The sequence below is a fragment of the Pontibacter chitinilyticus genome (assembly GCF_039748935.1).
Classification (GTDB): Bacteria; Bacteroidota; Bacteroidia; order Cytophagales; family Hymenobacteraceae; genus Pontibacter; species Pontibacter chitinilyticus.
In genome coordinates this window covers 763,714-785,305 of sequence record NZ_JBDIZJ010000001.1, presented here as the reverse complement: position 1 = coordinate 785,305, position 21,592 = coordinate 763,714, and the positions used below count along the sequence as shown (strand labels likewise).

Annotated in this window: 18 protein-coding genes and 1 tRNA gene; 4 read left to right on the top strand and 15 right to left on the bottom strand. The window is 48.5% G+C overall.

Going from position 1 to position 21,592, the window contains the following annotated elements; genetic code table 11:
* Positions 1-28 precede the first annotated feature (28 nt).
* Positions 29-220 carry a histone H1 gene (locus tag ABDW72_RS03360; RefSeq protein ID WP_347157042.1) on the bottom strand — a complete coding sequence of 64 codons (192 nt, stop codon included), beginning with the start codon at positions 218-220 and terminating at the stop codon, positions 29-31.
* A 106-nt stretch (positions 221-326) separates the two neighbouring features.
* Positions 327-1,565, bottom strand: coding sequence for an aminotransferase class I/II-fold pyridoxal phosphate-dependent enzyme (locus ABDW72_RS03355; protein WP_347157041.1), 1,239 nt, complete (start codon positions 1,563-1,565; stop codon positions 327-329).
* A 211-nt stretch (positions 1,566-1,776) separates the two neighbouring features.
* Between ABDW72_RS03355 and accC the strand changes: the two genes are divergently transcribed.
* Positions 1,777-3,273: an acetyl-CoA carboxylase biotin carboxylase subunit gene (accC, locus tag ABDW72_RS03350; protein ID WP_347157040.1), complete on the top strand. Its 1,497-nt coding sequence runs from the start codon at positions 1,777-1,779 to the stop codon at positions 3,271-3,273.
* A 79-nt stretch (positions 3,274-3,352) separates the two neighbouring features.
* Here accC and bshB1 read toward each other — a convergent pair whose 3' ends face one another.
* The 8 genes from bshB1 to ABDW72_RS03310 form a co-directional block, all read right to left on the bottom strand.
* Positions 3,353-4,072 carry a bacillithiol biosynthesis deacetylase BshB1 gene (bshB1, locus tag ABDW72_RS03345; RefSeq protein ID WP_347157039.1) on the bottom strand — a complete coding sequence of 240 codons (720 nt, stop codon included), beginning with the start codon at positions 4,070-4,072 and terminating at the stop codon, positions 3,353-3,355.
* A gap of 14 nt (positions 4,073-4,086) precedes the next feature.
* A complete protein-coding gene (locus tag ABDW72_RS03340) occupies positions 4,087-5,151 on the bottom strand; it encodes a peptidoglycan DD-metalloendopeptidase family protein (RefSeq protein ID WP_347157038.1) in 1,065 nt (354 codons plus the stop codon).
* A gap of 136 nt (positions 5,152-5,287) precedes the next feature.
* On the bottom strand, positions 5,288-6,226 hold the full coding sequence (gene trxB, locus ABDW72_RS03335) for a thioredoxin-disulfide reductase (protein ID WP_347157037.1): 939 nt from the start codon (positions 6,224-6,226) through the stop codon (positions 5,288-5,290).
* A 150-nt stretch (positions 6,227-6,376) separates the two neighbouring features.
* Positions 6,377-7,240, bottom strand: coding sequence for a sigma-70 family RNA polymerase sigma factor (locus ABDW72_RS03330; RefSeq protein ID WP_007656436.1), 864 nt, complete (start codon positions 7,238-7,240; stop codon positions 6,377-6,379).
* A gap of 183 nt (positions 7,241-7,423) precedes the next feature.
* Complete coding sequence (pnp, locus tag ABDW72_RS03325) at positions 7,424-9,562, bottom strand: polyribonucleotide nucleotidyltransferase (RefSeq protein ID WP_347157036.1); 2,139 nt, start codon at positions 9,560-9,562, stop codon at positions 7,424-7,426.
* Between the two features lie 136 nt (positions 9,563-9,698).
* Positions 9,699-9,974, bottom strand: a complete 276-nt coding sequence (rpsO, locus tag ABDW72_RS03320; protein WP_347157035.1) for a 30S ribosomal protein S15 — start codon at positions 9,972-9,974, stop codon at positions 9,699-9,701.
* A gap of 118 nt (positions 9,975-10,092) precedes the next feature.
* Positions 10,093-11,508, bottom strand: a complete 1,416-nt coding sequence (locus tag ABDW72_RS03315) for an LptF/LptG family permease (RefSeq protein WP_347157034.1) — start codon at positions 11,506-11,508, stop codon at positions 10,093-10,095.
* Between the two features lie 105 nt (positions 11,509-11,613).
* Positions 11,614-12,018 (bottom strand): START-like domain-containing protein, encoded by a 405-nt coding sequence (locus ABDW72_RS03310; protein ID WP_347157033.1) that lies wholly within the window; start codon positions 12,016-12,018, stop codon positions 11,614-11,616.
* A gap of 136 nt (positions 12,019-12,154) precedes the next feature.
* Between ABDW72_RS03310 and ABDW72_RS03305 the strand changes: the two genes are divergently transcribed.
* Positions 12,155-12,228, top strand: a tRNA-Met gene (locus tag ABDW72_RS03305).
* A 246-nt stretch (positions 12,229-12,474) separates the two neighbouring features.
* Positions 12,475-13,758, top strand: coding sequence for a metal-dependent hydrolase family protein (locus tag ABDW72_RS03300; protein WP_430438139.1), 1,284 nt, complete (start codon positions 12,475-12,477; stop codon positions 13,756-13,758).
* Positions 13,759-14,049: 291 nt separating this feature from the next.
* Here ABDW72_RS03300 and glgP read toward each other — a convergent pair whose 3' ends face one another.
* Positions 14,050-15,702, bottom strand: coding sequence for an alpha-glucan family phosphorylase (gene glgP, locus ABDW72_RS03295; protein WP_347157032.1), 1,653 nt, complete (start codon positions 15,700-15,702; stop codon positions 14,050-14,052).
* Positions 15,703-16,043: 341 nt separating this feature from the next.
* Here glgP and ABDW72_RS03290 point away from each other — a divergent pair, with 341 nt between their 5' ends.
* The gene (locus ABDW72_RS03290) at positions 16,044-16,913 is read left to right on the top strand and encodes an ROK family protein (protein ID WP_347157031.1); all 870 of its coding nucleotides are present in this window, start codon (positions 16,044-16,046) and stop codon (positions 16,911-16,913) included.
* 77 nt (positions 16,914-16,990) lie between these two features.
* On the opposite strand, the gene ABDW72_RS03285 is transcribed toward ABDW72_RS03290, so the two are convergent.
* From ABDW72_RS03285 to ABDW72_RS03270, 4 genes are all read right to left on the bottom strand, one after another.
* Positions 16,991-17,710 (bottom strand): dienelactone hydrolase family protein, encoded by a 720-nt coding sequence (locus ABDW72_RS03285; protein WP_347157030.1) that lies wholly within the window; start codon positions 17,708-17,710, stop codon positions 16,991-16,993.
* Positions 17,711-17,909: 199 nt separating this feature from the next.
* Positions 17,910-18,113 carry a hypothetical protein gene (locus tag ABDW72_RS03280; RefSeq protein ID WP_347157029.1) on the bottom strand — a complete coding sequence of 68 codons (204 nt, stop codon included), beginning with the start codon at positions 18,111-18,113 and terminating at the stop codon, positions 17,910-17,912.
* Positions 18,114-18,440: 327 nt separating this feature from the next.
* Complete coding sequence (locus tag ABDW72_RS03275; protein WP_347157028.1) at positions 18,441-20,468, bottom strand: retaining alpha-galactosidase; 2,028 nt, start codon at positions 20,466-20,468, stop codon at positions 18,441-18,443.
* A 240-nt stretch (positions 20,469-20,708) separates the two neighbouring features.
* A complete protein-coding gene (locus ABDW72_RS03270; RefSeq protein WP_347157027.1) occupies positions 20,709-21,581 on the bottom strand; it encodes an SDR family oxidoreductase in 873 nt (290 codons plus the stop codon).
* Positions 21,582-21,592: the final 11 nt, after the last annotated feature.

Here is a 21,592-nt window from a genome sequence, read left to right as displayed (position 1 = left end):
TTTTATGTTTACACTGATAAGGTTTCCCTTACTTTTTATCAGCAGTGCTGTTTTTTGCATCCTGAACTTCCTTACGGATGTCCTGGGCCATGTTCTTCAGGTCCTGCATACCTTTACGTACGCGAGTACCGGCTGCTGCATTGCCTTTGTCGTAGAACTTCTCGAAGTCAGATTCTAAAGACATTACAAGATCCTTGAGTTTGCTAAAGTTGTTGTTCATTTGTGCTACTTATTAATGTGAAACATTTAGTTTAATCGCTCTAATATACACATTTAATGATAACACGCAAAAATTAAGGATATTTAATATATGCCTCTGAAGCAACCTAGGCCGTTACTGCCGGACTTGAATATAATCCCTTATCTAGCTTTTGTGATATTTTTTCGAATGCTGCGATCGTCTCCTGTACGTCCTCTTGGGTATGGGCAGCCGTTGGAATCAAGCGCAACATGATCACATCTTTCGGTACAACCGGGTATACCACAATGGAACAGAAGATGCTGTAGTTTTCGCGTAGATCCAGTGTTAACTGGGTGGCATCTGATATCTGGCCGTTCAGGAACACCGGTGTTACCGGCGACTCTGTGGTGCCAATGTTAAAGCCTTTCTCGCGGAGGCCGCTTTGTAGGGCATTTACTACTTCCCACAGCTTGTCTTTCAGTTCTGGTTTGGAACGCAGCAGTTCCAGGCGCTTTAGCGCACCAACCACCAGCGGCATAGGCAGCGACTTGGCAAAGATCTGCGAACGCATGTTATAGCGCAGGTATTCTACTACCTGCTCATTTGAGGCTACAAAAGCACCAATGCTGGCCATAGACTTGGCAAAGGTAGAGAAGTAGATATCAATGCCGTCCTGAGCGCCTAAATACTCACCTGTACCGGCACCAGTGGTTCCCATCGTACCAAACCCGTGGGCATCATCCACAAACAACCGGAAACTAAATTTATCTTTTAGGGCTACAATCTCATCCAGCTTGCCCAAATTGCCTGACATGCCAAACACACCTTCCGTAATCACCAGAATAGCACCACCAGTGTTTTCTGCCCAACGTGTGGCACGCTCCAGCTGCTTCTCCAGGCTCTCCATGTCGTTGTGCGTATACACGAACCGTTTGCCCTGGTGCAGCCGTACCCCGTCAATAATACAGGCATGCGACTCAGCATCATATACGATCACATCGTGGCGGTCTACCAAAGCGTCAATGATCGACACAACTCCCTGATAGCCAAAGTTAAGCAGCATGGCATCCGGCTTCTTCACAAAATCTGCCAGCTCAGACTCCAACTGCTCGTGCATGTTAGAATTACCAGACATAATGCGTGCACCCATTGGGGTCGCCATGCCCCAGGCAGCAGCAGCGTCAGCATCTGCTTTGCGCACTTCAGGGTGGTTTGCCAGGCCAAGATAGTTGTTCAGGCTCCACGTCAGCACTTCTTTCCCCCGGAACTTCATGCGGGGAGCAATATCACCCTCCAGCTTCGGAAACGTAAAATAGCCATGTGCGTAGTGTGAGTGGCTGCCTAAAGGACCTCTGTTGGTCAACAACTTTTCAAATAAATCCACTTTATGTAATGTTTAGTTATCGGGATAATTTCTCTTTAACGTTTGCTTTACAAGCTTAAACGAATTTTAGCCTTGGTAGCGCTGCAAATTTATGTTTTATATGATTCATAAACAATTCGAACCCTCCGGCAGCACAACCTTTTTACATCGTCAATTTTTATGTTTGATCTCAAAGCCTTTTCTTTGGTAAGAATTCAACGACAGCTTCTGCATGAGAAAAATAAATAAGCTATTGGTAGCTAACCGGGGCGAAATTGCTTTGCGTGTGATGCGTACTGCCAAAGAAATGGGTATCAGCACGGTAGCCATCTTCAGCGAGGCAGACCGGAATGCACTGCACGTGCGTTTTGCCGACGAGGCCGTATGCGTAGGCGGGCCAAAATCCTCTGAATCATACCTGCGTGGCGATGTTATCATTGAGGTATGTAAACAACTGGGCGTCGATGCCATTCATCCGGGTTATGGCTTTTTATCCGAGAATGCTGCCTTTGCACAACAAGTTACCGCGGCCGGGATCATTTTCATAGGCCCCTCTCCTGCCGCCATCGAGCTAATGGGCAGCAAACTGGCAGCTAAAGCGGCCGTGGCGAAGTATGACATTCCGATGGTGCCGGGCACCGAAGAAGCTATTACAGATGTAGAGGCGGCCAAAAAAATTGCACAAGAAGTGGGCTTTCCTATCCTGATTAAAGCAAGCGCTGGCGGCGGTGGCAAAGGTATGCGGGTGGTGGAACGCGTAGAAGACTTCGAACAGCAGATGCAGCTGGCCGTAAGTGAAGCTACTTCTGCTTTCGGTGATGGCTCCGTGTTTATTGAGAAGTATATCGGCTCGCCCCGGCACATTGAGATACAAGTGCTTGGTGATATGCACGGCCATATTGTGCACCTGTTCGAACGTGAGTGTTCCATCCAGCGCCGCCACCAGAAGGTGATCGAAGAAGCGCCATCGGCTATACTTACACCGGAATTGCGGGCTGAAATGGGCCGATGTGCCGTTGATGTGGCTAAAGCCTGCGACTATGTAGGAGCCGGTACAGTCGAGTTTCTGCTGGATGAAAATATGAACTTCTACTTTCTGGAGATGAATACCCGTCTGCAGGTAGAACATCCAGTAACGGAGCAGATCACCGGCTTGGATCTGGTAAAGGAGCAGATCCTGATTGCAGAAGGACAGCCCTTAAGTTTTAAGCAGGAAGACCTGGAAATTAAAGGGCATGCCCTGGAGCTGCGGGTATACGCTGAAGATCCGGCTAACAACTTTTTGCCGGATATCGGCCGCCTTGAAACCTACAAACGCCCGCAAGGACTTGGTGTACGGGTAGATGATGGCTTTGAGCAGGGAATGGATATCCCGATCTATTATGATCCGATGATTGCTAAGCTCGTTACGTTCGGCAAAGACCGTCGCGAAGCAATCGACAAAATGCTGCGCGCAATTGACGAATACCAGATTACAGGCATCGAAACTACTTTGCCATTCGGGAGCTATGTGCTACAGCATGAGGCTTTTGTAAGCGGCAGCTTCGACACGAAGTTTATTGAGCGGTACTTTACGCCGGAAGCACTCCAGGCCAAGGAAAGCGAAGGGATGAATGAAATAGCCGCTGTTTTAACAGCGGAACTCCTCCACACGCACAAACCAAAAACGGACACAGCACAGACTGCCCTTCCGGCTTCTTCTGACTGGCGCAAAAATCGACTGCGCTAAGTATAAGTATAAGTCTATAAGTATAAAGGCGCTGCATAGATGCAGCGCCTTTATACTTATAGACTTGCCTGTCTCTCGTTTATAGCAGATCGAACAGGTTCCGCACTCCTATATACCGCTCTTTCGTAAAACCTTCGCCATACTTTACGCCAATGGCGTGTCCCAGTTCCATAGCGCGGGCTTCCACAAAATCTAAAAACTCCGGCGAAGAGATGTAGGTGTTAGGAGAAGTATCATCCGGGTTATAAAACTGCGTTTTGAAAGCACGGATGGACTCCATTTTTTGCTCCCAGTAAGGTGTAACATCCACCACCAGATCAGGCGTAATGAGCCGGTCCTGAATATAATGGTAGACCACTTTGGGGCGCCAAGCCGCCTGCTCCTGCCCTTGCGCATCGGTTGTCCGAATCATCTTCAGTCCGGCTTTAAAACAAGCTTCCGACACCAGCGCAGAGCCGCGGCCATGATCCGGGTGACGGTCATAGATCGCGTTCATTAGTACAATCTCGGGCTGGTACTGGCGTAGCTTCTCCACTATTTTAAGCTGATGCTCCCGGTCATTCGCAAAAAAGCCATCGGCAAACTCCAAATTATCCCGCACGGAAATTTCCATGATTCGGGCTGATTCTTCGGCCTCGCTGATGCGCGATTCAGCTGTGCCTCGTGTGCCAAGCTCCCCACGGGTAAGGTCAACAATGCCTACTTTTTTACCTGCCGCGATATGAGCGATCAGCGTGCCCGAACAGCCCAACTCTACATCATCCGGGTGAGAAGCAAAGGCAAGTATATCAAGTTTCATAAGTGTGTTGTCGGTTAATGGATACGGAGCTTTCTGCCTACCTTCAGAGTAGAGCGGGCACTCATCTTGTTCAGCTTTGCCAACTGGCTGACGGATATGCCATACTTCTTAGCGATTCCGGACAGCGTGTCGCCCTTGTGTATGGTATGGTATGATACGCGCCTGCCAGCACTAACGCCTCCTCCACTTTTAGAGCCGCCTTTGGCAATATTGTAATAGTTGAACAAGGCCGAGGTGATCACAAAGTTTTGCCCTTTCAGCAGGTAATCCGGGAAATCATACATCAGCTCCGGATCAATCGGGTTGCCCTCATACCGGACCTCATAATGCAGGTGAGAACCTGTGCTGCGGCCCGTGCTTCCGCCTAGTCCTATTACATCGCCTGCTTTTACAAACAACCCGGGCTGCGCCAGGGCTTTGCTCATGTGCCCGTATAGGGTTTCCAGTCCATTGTAGTGGCGTACTACAATGTAGTTGCCGTAGCCACCGCCATCCCATTTATTTACCCGCACCACCCCATCAAAAGCAGCGCGAACAGAATCTCCGGTGTTCAGGTCAATGTCAGTGCCATAGTGCCAGCGGCCCCAACGCCCTCCAAAGTGGCTGGTGATTGGTGTTTCCTCTAGCGGCATTTTATACGCTCTGTGCAGTTTCTCATCGTAGAGCCTGATATCAACAGAATCTTTTAACTGGCGCCCGTCTATCCGGTAAGGATTGATGTTGTGCGTGTCCCAGATCGAATAATAACCTGCAATTTTAATCCAGGAAGAATCCACCAGAACCTCTTCAGACATTTCCACGATCTGCTGCTCTCCCATATCCAGTTCGGAAGTATCCTCACTTACAATCGAAAGCTCTTTTTTAGGATTAAAGTAAATGGATTGGTCAGCTTCCGAATTCTCTTCAGGGAACTCTTCATACTTGATTAAAATAGTGGTATCCGGCCGTACATACTGGATTTTGGGTGTCTTTACTTTAAACAGATCCTTTACTTTGTTTTGCGCAAAAGCATCTGGTGAAAAGAGCAGCAGCCCCAGTAAAAATAGTACAACAGAAAGCGGTGCTTTTTTTGATAACATTAGCATTAATTTCGACTTGCTAAAGCTGGAATGAGGTGTAAATTATATCCTCCTTTAACTTGATAGCAGCCATTTTATTGTGACCCTTGGCGCAATGAAATGCCTGGCGGTTGAAGTCCGCAACAGGCGTAGCCCTTTAGTGCAAATCACGGGAGGCCAGGTAACGCTCGGCATCCAACGCAGCCATACAGCCGGTACCTGCCGCCGTAACAGCCTGGCGGTAAGTAAAGTCCTGCACATCGCCGCAGGCAAACACGCCATCAATATTTGTTTTGGATGTGCCGGGTATGGTTCTGATATAGCCGTTCTCATCCAGGTTCAGGTATTCGGCAAAAACATCCGAATTCGGCTTATGTCCGATTGCTACAAAAAAGCCACTCACCGGAATGTCGCGCAGTTCGTCTGTTACCACGTTCTTTATCCGAACACCTTCTACTGCATGCTGCCCCAGAATTTCTTCCGTCACAGAGTTCCAAAGTATCTCGATGTTTTTGGTTTTCTTTACGCGCTCCTGCATAATGAGCGAGGCACGCATCTCTTCGCGGCGCACAATCATGTATACTTTGCTGCATAGGTTTGCCAGATATGTAGCCTCTTCTGCCGCTGTATCGCCAGCGCCAACTATGGCTACTTCCTGCCCGCGGTAAAAGAAGCCATCGCAAACGGCACAGGCCGACACACCACTTCCATTCAGTCGGGCTTCCGACTCCAGACCAAGCCATTTGGCAGAGGCACCGGTAGAAATGATAACTGTATGGGCTTCAATTACCACTTGGTCATCAATAGTAACTTTGTGTGGCAACGACGAAAAGTCTACAGCTGTGGCAATACCATAGCGCACGTCGGTCCCGAAGCGCTCAGCCTGCTGCTTAAAGTCTTCCATCATCTGCGGGCCGTTAATACCCTGAGGATAACCAGGATAGTTCTCTACGTCATTCGTAATAGTTAACTGGCCACCGGGTTGCAGGCCCTGGTATAAGACCGGTTGAAGCCCGGCTCTGGAAGCATAGATGGCTGCAGTGTAGCCTGCTGGTCCGGAACCAATGATCAGGCATTTTACTCTTTCTATTTCCATATAGGTTGGATACATTCGAAATTCGGATGCAAGTATACAAAAAATCTATGCCTCCGCCTGCATTTGCAGCGGATAATTGCCTGTTGGATACCTGCTGTAAATGCAAAGCCCCGGCTGTCGGGCCGGGGCTTTGCATCAGTAGCTTACAAGTTAACCCAGATAAGGCTTCAGTGCTTTGCTGCGGGATGTATGGCGAAGTCGTCGGATCGCTTTCTCCTTAATCTGGCGCACGCGCTCACGGGTCAGGTTAAACTTTTCGCCTATTTCTTCCAACGTCAATGAATGTTCGCCATTCAGGCCGAAGTATAGAGTAATCACATCAGCTTCGCGCTTGGTTAAGGTAGAGAGCGCACGCTGCACTTCCTTACGCAGTGAGTCATTCATTAGGCCAGTGTCCGGCGACTCTTCGTCTTCATTCTCCAGCACGTCCAGCAGGCGGTTTTCTTCCCCTTGTACAAAAGGCGCATCTACTGACACATGGCGACCGGATATTTTCAGCGTATCCACTACTTCAGCGGTAGTCAGTTCCAGTACTTCAGCGATCTCTTCCGGCGAGGGCTCCCGCTCGAACTTCTGCTCCAGCTCCGAAAAGGACTTAGAAATCTTGTTCAGTGATCCTACACGGTTAAGGGGCAGGCGCACAATACGCGACTGCTCGGCCAAAGCCTGCAGAATGGACTGACGGATCCACCAAACGGCATAAGAGATAAACTTAAAACCTCTTGTCTCATCGAAACGTTTGGCTGCTTTTATCAGGCCGAGGTTACCCTCGTTGATCAGGTCACCTAGCGAGAGGCCCTGGTTCTGATACTGCTTTGCCACCGACACTACGAAACGCAGGTTGGCTTTTGTTAATTTCTCAAGCGCAAACTGATCCCCTTCCTTTATCCTCTGAGCTAACGATACCTCTTCATCGGGTGTAAGCAAATCTACTTTGCCAATCTCCTGTAAATATTTGTCGAGCGATTGGCTTTCGCGATTAGTAATCTGTTTGCTTATCTTGAGTTGTCTCATCAGAGTATTTTGTTAATCAAAAAGTAAAATTCTTTTATTCGTATCGGTTTCTTAACACCCGAAAACCGCGCAAAGTTCTTGCATCTTCCAAATAAAGTCAAGGAGGCAGAATCGCGCGGCAAAAAGAAAAAAGCTCCTGACGCCCTTTCCGGAATGAAACGGCGTCAGGAGTAATAAGAAGGGTTATTGTGCTTGCTTCTGTTCAGGTTTAGGCAACACAGCTTTACGTGACAATTTGAATTTGCCCGTCTTTTTATCGATGTCAATCAGCTTCACTTTCACGTCTTCTCCTACTTCCAGCACGCCATCCATGGTTTCGAGGCGCTCGTGCTTGATCTCGGAAATGTGCAGTAAACCATCTTTGCCTGGCATGAACTCTACAAAGGCGCCGTATGGCTGAATAGATTTTACTTTGCCGATGTATTCTTCGCCAATTTCAGGCTGCGCCACAATACCTCTGATCTTGGAAACTGCACTGTCCATTGAATCCTGGTTGCTGGCGAAAATGTTTACGTGGCCTTTTTCATTTTTCTCTTCAATGATGATCGTGGCACCCGTATCCTTCTGAATCTGCTGGATCACTTTACCGCCTGGTCCGATCACAGCACCGATAAATTCTTTATCGATAATGATGTTGAACGAACGTGGTGTATGTGGCTTGTAATCCGGATTCGGAGCAGAAAGCGTTTTGTTCATCTCATTCAGGATGTGGGCACGGCCTTCTTTTGCCTGTGCCAGCGCCTGGCCAAGAACTTCGTAAGAAAGACCTTGCACTTTAATGTCCATCTGGCAAGCCGTGATACCATTCTGCGTACCGGTTACCTTGAAGTCCATATCGCCCAGGTGATCTTCATCCCCCAGAATATCAGAAAGCACAGCAAATTTGCCGCTCTTCTCATCAGTGATCAATCCCATGGCAATACCGGAAACACCTCCTTTTACAGGTATGCCGGCATCCATTAGCGCCAGACTACCAGCACAAACCGTTGCCATTGACGAAGAGCCATTCGACTCCAGGATATCAGATACAATACGGATTGTATAAGGGTTCTCCGTTTCAGGAGGCAACACCTTTTTCAGCGCACGCAGCGCCAGGTTACCATGACCAATCTCACGACGGCCCGGGCCTCTGTTGGGCTTTACCTCACCGGTTGAAAAAGCAGGAAAGTTGTAATGCAACAGGAACTTGTTCGTACCCGATACCATTGCGCTGTCGATCATTTGCTCGTCCAGCTTAGTACCCAGTGTTACAGTAGTGAGAGACTGTGTTTCGCCGCGCGTAAATACAGCAGAGCCATGTGTACCAGGCAGGTAGTTCACCTCAGACCAGATCGGACGTATCTGATCTAACTGGCGACCATCCAGGCGCACACGATCGTTGAGCACCATGTTACGCACAGCCTCTTTCTCTACATCATGGAAATATATTTTGATCAGGCCGGTATCATAGGTATGATCTTCCGGCAGTGAAGCCATAAATTCTTCGAGCACGGCGCCAAAGCCTTCTTTGCGGTCAGATTTGCTGGCGCTGCCTCTTTTAGCAACTTCGTAAGCTTTCTCGTAAGTAGCATCATACACGCGCTGGCGAAGTTCTTCGTCATGCGTTTCATGGGAGTACGTGCGCTTCTGCTGCTTGCCAACCATTTCGGCCAGTTCAAGCTGCGCCTGGCACTGCACTTTGATAGCTTCGTGGGCATATGCGATAGCTTCCAGCATTTCAGCTTCTGAAACTTCGTTCATTTCACCTTCCACCATCACTACACTGTCCAGGGAGGCGCCTACCATCAGCTCGATATCGGCACGCTGCAGGTCTGTTACACTTGGGTTGATCACCAACTGGCCATCAATTCGAGCCACACGCACCTCAGAAATAGGTCCGTTGAACGGGATATCGGATACGGCCAGGGCAGCAGAAGCAGCCAGTCCGGCAAGTGCATCCGGCATGATGTCCGTATCAGCGGAGATCAGGTTTATCGTCATTTGTGTTTCGGCATGGTAATCGTCCGGGAACAGCGGGCGCAGTACACGGTCTACCAGGCGGGACACTAATACTTCATAGTCAGAAAGTCTTGCCTCGCGGCGCAGGAAGCCTCCGGGTATTTTACCGGACGAAGCAAATTTTTCCTGGTAGTCCACAGAAAGCGGCAGGAAGTCGACCCCTTCACGGGCATCTTTGTTTGAAACAACGGCAGCAAGCAACATGGTATTACCCATTTTCACTACAACCGAACCGTCAGCCTGTTTGGCAAGTTTACCAGTTTCAATGGTTATCTCCCGGCCATCCGGAAGAAGGATTGTTTTGTTAATCGCGTTATAAGACATCTTCAATTGTTTTTACATCAGAAACGGGAACACCCATTGCGTTCGCCGTCGGGCACTATACTGGCAAAAAGAAGGAGGGGAAGGCATAAAAAAGTTAAGGGAATTCCTAGTAAGAATTCCCTTAACTCTAAATAACTTATTTTCTGATACCTAGCTCGGCAATAATGGCTCTGTATCGTTCAATTTCAGTCTTCTGCAGGTAGTTCAGCAATCTTCTTCTCTTGCCAACCAGCTTCAGAAGGCCCAGGCGCGTGCTGAAGTCTTTTTTATGGATCTTCAGGTGCTCTGTCAGGTCCGCGATGCGCGTTGTAAAAAGGGCGATTTGAGACTCCGCAGAACCGGTGTCAGTCTTAGACTTTGCCTGGCCGTGCTTTTCAAAAATTTCTTGTTTCGCTTCAGTAGTTAATTTCATTGCGTATAAAAAAATATCAATCTGTTTTTTTTGGCAAAAAGATGCTGTATAAGCCGCAAAGATATAGAATTTAATTAAACTTAAAAACAATTACGTCATACATCTTTTTTGCGCAATATTATATTTTGCTTCGGCGCAAGCGTGCCATCATCTTCCGCCAGAAGTCCACTTCCAGCAAACTGGAGTCGTTACGGGCCTGGTAGAGGAAGAAAAGCCCTATCGGCAGCAGGATCAGGTTCGCTCCCCACATACCGGCGCCAACAGACACCAGACCTTCGCGCGCCCATTTCTCGCCAAGTATGGCTATCACATACATCAGAATAAAGAAAATAATGGAGATCAGCACCGGCACGCCTAATCCTCCTTTTTTGATGATCGCCCCTAATGGTGCCCCGATCAGAAACATAACCAGAATGGCAGCAGATTGGGTATACTTGCGCCATATCTCAATCTCATAGTTGTTGGCCTCCCGAACAGTACCATTCACCCGCTCCAGGTAACTGGCAGTATAGCTTTTTATATTGCGTGCTTTGTTGGTAGCTTGCTGCAGCGCGTTTATGTTTGGCGTTTCAAGCTTCTTCTCTACCTTCTTACCAGTAAGCCGCATACCGTTCTTCACACGTGCAGTATCGGCCTTAAAGTACATATAATAAGGATCTATGTTGGCGGCGTATAGATTTTGCTCCCGCTGGCTATACTGCCGCAATGAGTCCGTAACGTGCGTCAGTTGGCCGATGTTCTTCATCATTTTATTATCCGAGAACAGCTCCTCTTTGGTACGGTCGAGGTTAAAGGAAGCCAAGCTGAGCACGATCTTACTTTCGTCAAACTGCTGCCGCGTAAACTGGTCGCTGTTTCGCCGGAAAGCCGCTCCCCCTCCCTGGTCTACATACATGTTGCCGTCAAATAACTTTAGTACCAGGTAGGTATCATTATACTCTGTATACATCTGCCCTGAGTCGGCAAGTATAACTTTGGTACTGGCTCCCCCTTTCGAGTGGTCATAAATCATCACATCACGCAACGACTTACCATCCGCCAGCTTTTTGTTGATTTTGATACTGTAACCGGGAAGACCGTTGTAAAAGGCGCCTTCCTTAAAGTTCATCGTGGGCTTCTTCTGACGTATATCCCATAAAAGGCTATAGGCTTTGAGGTTGGCTTTGGGCACCACCTGGTTGTTGAAGAAAAAGGCGCCAATGGTGAGGGCTGCGACCACAAAAAACACGGGGCGCAGAATGCGGGGAAGCGCTATACCGGAAGTTTTGATGGCGGTCAGTTCGTGGTGCTCACCCAGGGTGCCAAAGGTCATCAGGGAAGAAAGCAACACTGCCAGCGGCAAAGCGACAGGGGCCATGTTCAGGCTGAAGTAGAACAGGAGCTCTCCGAAAACTTCTGCCCCAAGCCCTTTTCCCACTAGTTCATCCAGGTACTTGAGCATGTACTGTGTAAGCAGGATGAACTCTACCACAGCAAAGGTAAGTATAAAAGGGCCGGTGAACGACCGCAAAATAAGCTTGTCTAATTTCTTCATGTGGGCCTGTGCGGCGGTTGCAATGTATGGTTCTGGTTACCTGGTATAGTTAACAAGAAGCAACCAAAAATCGTGCAAAGATATGCAGTGTGGGCTTAAGGTGTGCTACCCTCCTACTATTTCGCGCAGGTTTTGCATCAGGTTATCCCACAACTCCTCTAATTCTTCCTTGTCGTCCTCTCCGGTATAGTCTACTACTTTCAGGAATTGCTCCTGCGTCAGCTCACTCGACTCGATGGTAAAATCGATATAGGGGGCATCTACCTGCTGCCGCTTATGCTCGTCTAAAAAAATAAACCGGACAGACCGGTTGGTACGAAGCCCCGTTAATTCAGCACGATGGTTGCGCCCATCCCAGATAAAGTTAAAATGTTTGTCCTCATCTATCACCACATCATCGCAAAACCACTGGGCCAGGCCGCTTGCTGTGCTCAGGTAAGGGTATAGCAATTTAGAAGATGCGTTAATAGGGTACTCCCGGATAAACTTTATTTTAGTAGCCTTCGTCATATGAGGTATGGTAAGTGTCTGAGTAAGTATAGCATTAATTTCTGACTGTTTGAATATTTAAAAAATAAAATATTTTTTTTTGAACGCTAAACTTGTTTGATTAAAAAACAATCTGCTATATTTGCACCCACAATTCGGCGGGGTAGCTCAGATGGTTAGAGCGCAGGATTCATAACCCTGAGGTCGGCAGTTCGATTCTGCTCCCCGCTACTTTTCTGAAAGGCCACGCTGCTGTAGCAGCGTGGCCTTTTTGCTTAAACAATTCTGCTTTGTGCAATCAGCAAGCACTATAATCATGCCCCGCTAGCTGGCATCCGTCTTACTACCAACAGTTTGCCGTGGCTTATAGTATAAAACGTTTTCCTATGATCCATATTTTGTCTGGTCTGCCGTAGCTTTACGACAGGCATTTACTATTACCAATTTGCTTTTCAGTTATACTACTAACCACTTGTTATGAAGCATACCTTTTACATCCTGCTCCTGCTGATTATGTTGCCCCTGCAGTACCTGCTGGCTCAGGCTGCAACACCAGAGCAAGGATATTATCTCCTTAAACCCGACCGCGTGTTTGATGGCGAACAGATGCACGAAAACTGGCAGGTGCTGGTGCATGGCCATACTATCGAAGCAACAGGAGCAGCACTTCAGGCTCCTGCCGAAGCACAAATAATCCTTTTGCCCGGTATGACCCTGCTGCCTGGTCTTATCGAAGGCCACAGCCACTTGTTTCTGCACCCCTACAACGAAGTAAGTTGGAACGACCAGGTACTCAAAGAATCCAGGGCAGAGCGCACGGCCCGGGCAACGGTGCATGCCCGCAATACCTTACTGGCCGGCTTTACGACGGTGCGTGATCTGGGAACGGAAGGTGCGGGCTTTGATGATGTGGGACTGAAGCAGGCTATCAGCAAAGGGGTTATACCTGGCCCGCGCATGCTAGTGGCAACTAAAGCTATTGTCGCTACTGGCAGTTATGGCCCCAAACCTTTCAGTGCAGAACTGGAAGCCCCCGTCCTGGGAGCAGCCACTGCCGACGGTTATGATGCCCTGATCAAAGAAGTACGCACCCAGATCGGCAAGGGAGCGGATATCATAAAAGTTTACGCAGACTATCGCTGGGGAGCAAATGGCGAGGCAGAACCAACCTTTACAGAAGAGGAGCTTAAAACCATCGTGGCGGTAGCAAATAGCAGCGGCCGCCCAGTTGTAGCGCATGCGGCTACTGCCGAAGGTATGCGCCGCGCGATTATGGCTGGTGTTGCCACCGTGGAGCATGGCGATGGCGGCACTCCTGCGCTGTTCAAGCTGATGAAACAAAAAGGTGTCGCCTTCTGCCCTACGCTGGCTGCCGGAGATGCTATTGCTCAATATAGCGGCTGGCAGAAAAGAATACAGCCTGAACCAACTCACCTGCAGGAGAAACGGCAAAGCTTTGCTGAAGCCCTCAAAGCCGGGGTTACCATATGCATGGGCGGCGACGTGGGCGTTTTCCCGCACGGCGATAATGCCCGCGAAATGGAAATGATGGTGGCTTATGGTATGAAACCGGTGCAGGTGCTGCAGGCTGCGACAGCCGTGAATGCCCGGGTTTTTGGTTTGGCAGATAAAGTTGGCCAGATCAAACCAGGCTTGCTGGCCGATATCATTGCCGTGAAAGGCAATCCGGCCACGACGATAGAACAGGTACGGCAGGTGCAGTTCGTCATGAAAGACGGAACAATCTATAAACAACCTTGATCTTTGCAGCAGTATAGTACAGAAGCGAGCAGTGCACTCCTCAGCTGCAAATTAGTCCATATGCCAAGGTACTGATGAAGGCACCGCAGTTGCTGTAACTCCTGCTAATTCAAGTATCAAATTAGCGCAGCCGGATAAACAAAAAGGCTTCAGAAACTTCTGAAGCCTTTTTGTTTATCCGGCTGCTTAAATACCTCTATCCTCGTGGCAGGTGGCTCATACACCATTTTATTGCTAAAAAGATAGGCTCCTGCATTATACAAGAAGCAGCCTGGTAGCGGCGCTTAGGTCTTAATAATTATACATGATGTCATAGTAGTCGCGGGCCATGCGCTCTGCGGTAAAAGTAGGGACGATATCACGCATACTTTGTTTCATGATCTTCATCCACTTTTCCCGGTTCAGGTAATAAGCCGGAACAATTTCGTTCTCGAGGATCTGCATCATGTTGTTGTAATCTGCATCGTCCTGCATTTCCGGCGGTTGGGTAGTATCAGCCACCGGTATGATAAAGCTGTTTTCCCCGTGGCGGGCATATTCCGGAATCCAGCCATCCTGAATCGAAAAGTTAATGGCTCCGTTCATCGAAGCAGTCATGCCACTCGTGCCAGACGCTTCCCGTGGCCGGCGTGGCGTGTTTAGCCAAATATCAGCGCCATATTTCAGTTTTCTGGAGAGGTCCAGCTCATACCCTGTCAGGACAGCAAAGTTTTTGCGCTTGTACGATAGTTTCACCAACTTATCGAAAGTGTTTACTGCGCCTGAATCAAACGGATAAGGCTTGCCTGCCCAGATAACCTGCACCGGTTGCTCTTCACGGCCGATAAGCGCAAAAAAGCGGTCCAGATCACGAAGCAACAGGTCGGCACGTTTATAAGCAGCAAATCGGCGGGCCCATACTATTGTGAGTACGTCCGGCTGAAAGAGCTTCCCTGTCTGGTCGGCCACCACCTCAAATAAGCTCTGCTTCATTTCGGCCTTGCGCCGTACCAGCGCGGCATTATCATCATCTTTCAATGCTTGGTTCAGGGTCTGATCCATCCAATACGGTACATTCTGGGCATTGGTAATGGCTTTGATCTCGCATACGCCTTCATTCTCGTACCACATTTGCCGGGCCACTTCGCCATGCAGCTGCGATACACCGTTGGCTACTTTCGCCAGGCGGAGGGCAGCCAGGGTATGATTGAACATCTGGCCGTGCATGCCAGTGATGTTGCGGGCCTCATCCAAAGAAACGCCATCAAAAAAGCCCATTCTATCCAGGAATAGGATATCGTGCTCTTCGTTACCAGCTTTCTCTGGTGTATGCGTGGTAAACACCACGTGCTTGCGTAACTCGCTTAAGTCGCGGTATTTGTTGTAAAGGTGAAACGTAAGTGGTAGCGCATGGCCTTCGTTCATGTGGTAAATCTCGGCCCCTCCTAATGCTTCTACCACCTTTGCACCGCCTATACCCAGCACTATGCCTTGCGCAATGCGGGTAGACGCTTCCGGATCGTAAAGCATGTGGGTGATGGTGCGTGCCAGGTAATCGTTGCCTGGTACTTCCGTTGTGAGGAAATACATAGGCACTGTACCAAAGGTCTCTGGCTTCAGCACCATCGCTTTCACCAGCACGGGGTGCCCGTTTACCTGCACTGTTACCGTAATGCCACTATCCTCCAGGTAAGTATAAAACTTCTTCAGAAACTGTACCCGCATGGTCTGATCTTCGTTTCGCACCTGATCGTAGTAGCCGTATTCCCACAGAATACCAATTCCGATCATGTTTTGCCGCAGATCAAAAGCGCTGCGCATATGGGAGCCCGCCAGAAAACCTAAACCTCCGGAATAGATCTTCAGGGCCTGGTGAATACCAAACTCCATACTGAAATACGCGACGCGTTTACTATATCGCTCATCGATATCGTGCGAATGTGACCATCTGTTGTACTCTGTCATAAAAATATTCTTTTGTTAATAACTAACTATTTCGCCTGAAATAAGCAGGCGACCTACAGATTAGAAAGTTTACGCAAAAAGAGCAATTTGATTACAAAAAAACAATTTCACTCCTAAACGACTTACTTATTTACCAATTGTAACGGACAGTATCATGCTATGCCGGTACGGCAAAAGGTAATCTAACTCCTTTGTTTTTACGAGTGCTCTACCCTGCTAAAGACCAGTTTACTGTTTTAATACCCAGGCCAAAGCTGGTGCAAAGCTACTATAAGTATACAGAAACTTTCGGATTATCTAACATACTCGTACATTTAGCATCTGAATATTTGAAAACTAATATGGATAACGGATTGGTGCTTGGCGTTGATATCGGAGGCTCGCATATCACGGCAGCCCTTGTCAATCTTCAGGCGCGAGCTATTCTACCCGAAACACTCACCCGCACATACATTAATGCGCACAGTTCCGCCCACGACATCATTTCTGCCTGGGCTACCACCATGCAAATGGCCTCGGGTCAGTTACCAACCACTTCTCTTTCTATCGGTATTGCCATGCCTGGCCCTTTTGATTATGAGAACGGCGTTAGCAAAATGCAGGGGCAGGATAAGTATGATGCGCTTTACGACCAGAACGTTCGGGATTTGCTGGCAGAAAGATTGGACATGGAGCGCCAGCATATCCGTTTTATGAATGATGCCGCTTGTTTTTTGCAGGGCGAAGTATTCGGAGGTGCGGCCCAGGGTTTCCAACACGTGATCGGCCTCACCCTTGGCACAGGACTTGGTTCAGCACGCTATCATGGCCACATGGCTGAAGACGCAGCGCTATGGTGCTCTCCCTTTTTAGATAGTATCGCGGAGGAATACCTGGTGACACGATGGTTTGTGAATCATTACCAGAGGAGGACAGGCACTGCTGTATCCGGGGTGCGCGAACTGGTAGCTGATGCTGCTGCAAATACGGAAACAAGGGCTCTCTTTGAAGAGTACGGGCGTAATTTGGGCAACTTTCTGGCTAATTTTATTGCAATCGATAAACCGGAAGCTGTCGTTATAGGGGGAAATATTGCCCGGGCGATGGCTCTTTTTCAGCCGCACGCAGAAAAGGTGCTGGCTGACCGGGCACTAACCGTGCCCCTGTTCCAGTCCACCCTTGCAGAGGAGGCAGCCCTGATTGGAGCGGCCAGTTGCTGGAGCACTAACTAATAACGTACAACCCTGAAAGTATACCAAGAAAGCTATACTACAGGTGGAGGAGCCGGGCTTTAGAAATTATACCATACCTAAGTTATAGAGAGCTTTGTTCTTAAAAAGGAAAGTGTCAGCTCCCAAGCTTCAGCAGCAGCTTCAGCGTTGTAGCTGGCTCGTTCGTTGCAAAAGAAGCCGTGATCCGCATCCGAAATCTCTACGTTTACATACTGTTTACCGGCAGCAGTTAGCGCATCTTTAACCTGCTGTATCTGCTCCTGTTGGATATGCTTATCCAGCCCACCCCAGAAAAACAGCATGGGCGCCTGTATGGCTGCAGCCCTACCAAGGAGGTCGGGAATTCTGCCGCCATAGTATGAAACAGCCGCTTTAAAAGGCAGAATGGTATTCGCCAGAAAGGATGTGCGCCCGCCCATACAATACCCTGTACAGACAATCAGGTCTTTTCGTATGCCTGGCTGTTGCTGCAGCCACTTCCAGGCGGCGTTTGCATCGGCCTCCAATCCTGCTGTTGTTAGCGCCTGCATGTGCGGTAAGGCCGCTGCAAAATTGTTGTAGTCTATTGTGACACCGGGTGCCCCGGACCTGTGAAAAAGTTCTGGTGCAATCACAACATATCCTTCAGCTGCAAAGCGATCACATACGCTTCGGATATGTTGATTTACACCAAAAGCTTCCTGAAAAACAATAAGCCCGGGATAAGTACCTGTTCCGGGCAAAGGGCTGGCTACATAAGCCTGCATTTCTGTGCCGTCCTGCACTTCCAAAATTACATTTGCCTGGTTTATTTCCATAGATATCTGCAAAAGCATCGGAGCACCTAACAGCTTCCTGCAGGCCAAGAACTCCGACAAAAGTAAATAATGAGAACGAAAAGATTTAAAACGGAACAGCCGCTCTACAAGTATAGAACGGCTGCTCCTGAAGGTGTTACACGATAATTCCTGTCACACTTACCTGTTACGTATAAGGTTTCTGAACTCGTGTTACGGGTTATTGATTGTCCGTATCGATGGTTTCCGTAGTAGTGGAAGTATCCATGTCAACGGTAGTCTTCTCAACTTGTACTTCTGAAACGGTAGTGTCAGCGTCGATGACCTTTTCGTTATCGCCTGTAGCGGTGCCAGTATTACTGTCACACGAGTAAATACTTAATGTTCCAAGAACAAGAGCACCTGCAAAAAATAGCTTTTTCATAATTATAAATTTAAGTCTTACATCAACAAATATACGATTTAGAATCATTTAACTAAATATATATTTATTCTATGCTATCCCTCTACGAAGTTAATTTTAAAAAGGATATAAGAACTTACTTGATTCGGCAATTAAATACCGGCTCAATGTGCAGTTTTGCAAGAATTACAGAAGTTGAGCACAGAACTGCTTTATAGCTTCTTTTAAAATAGCTCTGCAAAAGTAAATCGTTATGTCCTCCCCTTAGGAAGAAGTGGATGCTGTGCCTAGCGCCGATTTTTATATCCTGAAATGATCCTGCATTTAAAACTTATATTTTGTTACCTGCTACTTTTTATAAATACGGGCTACATACCCACCACCCGGGGCCATGCTTATATGCAGTTTCCTATCCTGCGGCACAGCAATTATTTCATGTTTATAATCCGAAGCTTTTCTGTCGGCGTTTATTCCATCTTTCATCACTTCCGCTTCATAAGCGCCATCTCCTAAAAAAGAAAGGTCTAACTCTAGTTTGCGAGCATCCCAGTTGGTCATGGCTCCTACATACCACTCCTTTCCTTTTCGGCGGGCGATGGCAACGTACTCCCCTATTTTACCAGAAAGAGCTTTTGTCTCGTCCCATGTTTCCGGTACGGCAGCAATAAAGGCAGTGCTTTCCATCTCCTTTTTATAGTTCGTCGGGCTGTCTGCCAGCATGTTTACCGGCGATTCAAATACCACATACTCGGCTAACTGGCGGGCACGGGTGCCCTGGCTCATGGGTTCTGAGTTTACAGCCCGAAAATTATTTTTAGTTGCATTCCGCATGGCGCCCTGTGTGTAGTCCATCGGGCCAGCCACCATACGTATGAAAGGGATTGTTACATCATAGGTTACCTGATCAACCGAAGTTTGTCCGATATCGGGCGTGGCCCACTTCATCTGTTCCAGGCCATGCACACCTTCAGAATTGATCACGTTCGGGTACGTGCGCTGCAAACCGGTAGGCTTATAAGCCCCATGAAAATCCATCAGGAGTTTGTTCTTAGCCCCTGTTGCTGCGGCCCGGTAGTAAAAGTCTACAACCTGCTGGTCATCGCGGTCCATAAAATCAACCTTAAAGCCTTTTACCCCCATATCCGCATAATGCTTGGCCACTTTTTCCATGTCGCGGTCGAAGGCGTGATAGCCGGCCCACAGGATGATGCCTACATTTTTCTTTTTGCCATAGTCGATCAGTTCTTTCAGATCGATCTCAGGTACCACCTGCATCAGGTCTGCTTTTTTATTTACCGCCCAGCCTTCATCCAGAATAACATAGGGGATTTTGTTCTCTGAAGCAAAATCGATGTAATATTCATAGGTGTCGTTGTTGATGCCGGATTTGAAATCAACTCCGCTGATATTCCAGTCGTTCCACCAGTCCCAGGCCACTTTGCCCGGCTTGATCCATGAAGTGTCCTTCAACCGCGATGGCGAGGCTAGTTTGTAAACCATGTCGCTGTCAAGTAGCTCTTTGGCATCTGAGGCAATAATCAACACGCGCCACGGAAATACACGGGTGCCCTCGGCTCTGGCAATATAGTTTTCTCTTTCTTTAACCAGCATCTGCAGTTCGTTGTGGCCGCCCTGTTCTACTGTTTTAGGATAAGGCGCAAACACGCCCTGCAGCGCCGTGCTACCCGGCTTCTGGAGCAGGTACATACCCGGGTAATCCTCCAGATCAGCTTCGGTGATAGCAAGCTTTTTATCATTGGCCTCCTCTACTACCAAGGGCAAAAAAGCCAAGCGCTGCGGGTCGAGTTGGGAGATGGGTGCGTGAGTATAGGTATTCTCAAAGGAATTGAAGAACTGCTCCTCAATAGGAGTCTTTTCCCCCAGCTTTACGTAGGGCACAAAGGCGGGGTAATCCGAGGTGAAGTTAAACCTGGCGACTTCGTTCTTCACCTGAAAATCATTCTTTTTAGAAGTAGCAAAGCGGTAGGCTACACCCTCGTTATAGGCGCGAAAAATAATGCTGTAATCATCCTTGAAGTGCAGTACCATTTGGTTGTAATTATCCTGAATAGTTGCTCTTTTATAGATCGGAGGCGCGATCGTCTCGTTAACGGTTATATTTTTAATGCTTTTCAGATGCGGCTGAACGCCCAGTGCATCTCCGTTTTGCAGGAGCAGCGCCATGGGAGACGGAGCCAACATCACATCACCTTCGTGCTGCACCGTATACATAATCGTGTCCTGCAACATTACCTTCACTTTCACCTTCCCATCCGGCGACTGTAGTGTATAACTTTTCGCATTACCTGTCTGCTGCGCTGCAGCGACATATCCGCTGCTAATCAGCAAGATCAATAAAAGGAGCTTTTGCTTCATCGTTTACATTATTAGCTGGTTCACGTTGCCTAACTTACAAAAAAAGCCGTGTAGTTAAAAGCCTAACATCCTATCCTGCTGTTTCCACTTCTGGCTTAAAGCAAACCTGTATCTTGCCTGTGGCTATGCCAAATAGTTAAGCTCACCTTTACTCACACAGGTTTGTGGCTGCCAGTTTACCACTCCGTTATACTTGCGAGCGCACGCAAGTATAGCTTAGGTGTTTCTTCTGATTAAAACTTACTGCCCTTTGCCCCGCATCTGTTTTTCCATGGCATCCCACATTTCTTGCGGAATCTTATCAAAGCTATTGAACTCTCCTGCACCGTAGAGCCATTCGCCGCCATCGATGGTGATTACCTCCCCGTTCACAAAAGCCGCATAATCCGAAACCAGGTAAGCAGCCAGGTTGGCCAGTTCCTGATGCTCTCCAAATCGCCCTACAGGAATGCGTTTCATAGGATCCAGCTGCTCAGCCAGTTGCTTTGGAAAAAGGCGCGTCCAGGCACCTTCTGTGGGAAATGGGCCCGGCGCAATGGCATTAGAACGTACGCCATACTTAGCCCACTCCGAAGCCAGTGAGCGCGTGAGTGCCAGCACACCAGCTTTGGCACAGGCAGAAGGCACCACATACCCTGAACCGGTCCAGGCATACGTGGTGACAATGTTCAGGATGGCGGCCTGCTGCTTTTGGGCTATCCAGTGCTTGCCCAGCGCCAGGGTGCAGTTGTAGCTGCCTTTCAGCACGATGTCGGTGATCACATCAAACGCTTTATGGCTGAGGCGCTCCGTGGGGCTTACAAAGTTACCGGCTGCATTGTTTACCAGCACATCCACCTGTCCGAACCTGTCGAGCGTCGCCTGTAGCATGGCTTCTACCTCTGCATACTTGCGCACATCGCAAACCACCGGCAGCACCTGCCCTCCTGTAGCCTGTTCCAGTTCCTGGGCCGCCTGCTCCAGCACCTCCTGCTTGCGGCTGCAGATCACCGCATTGGCGCCCAGTTCTAAAAAATACTGAACCATGGAACGGCCTAATCCCGTACCTCCACCAGTTACGATGATAGTTTTACCTTTTAAGGCCCCTTCTTTCAGCATGGGTTCTGCTTTCATAAGTATAGTGT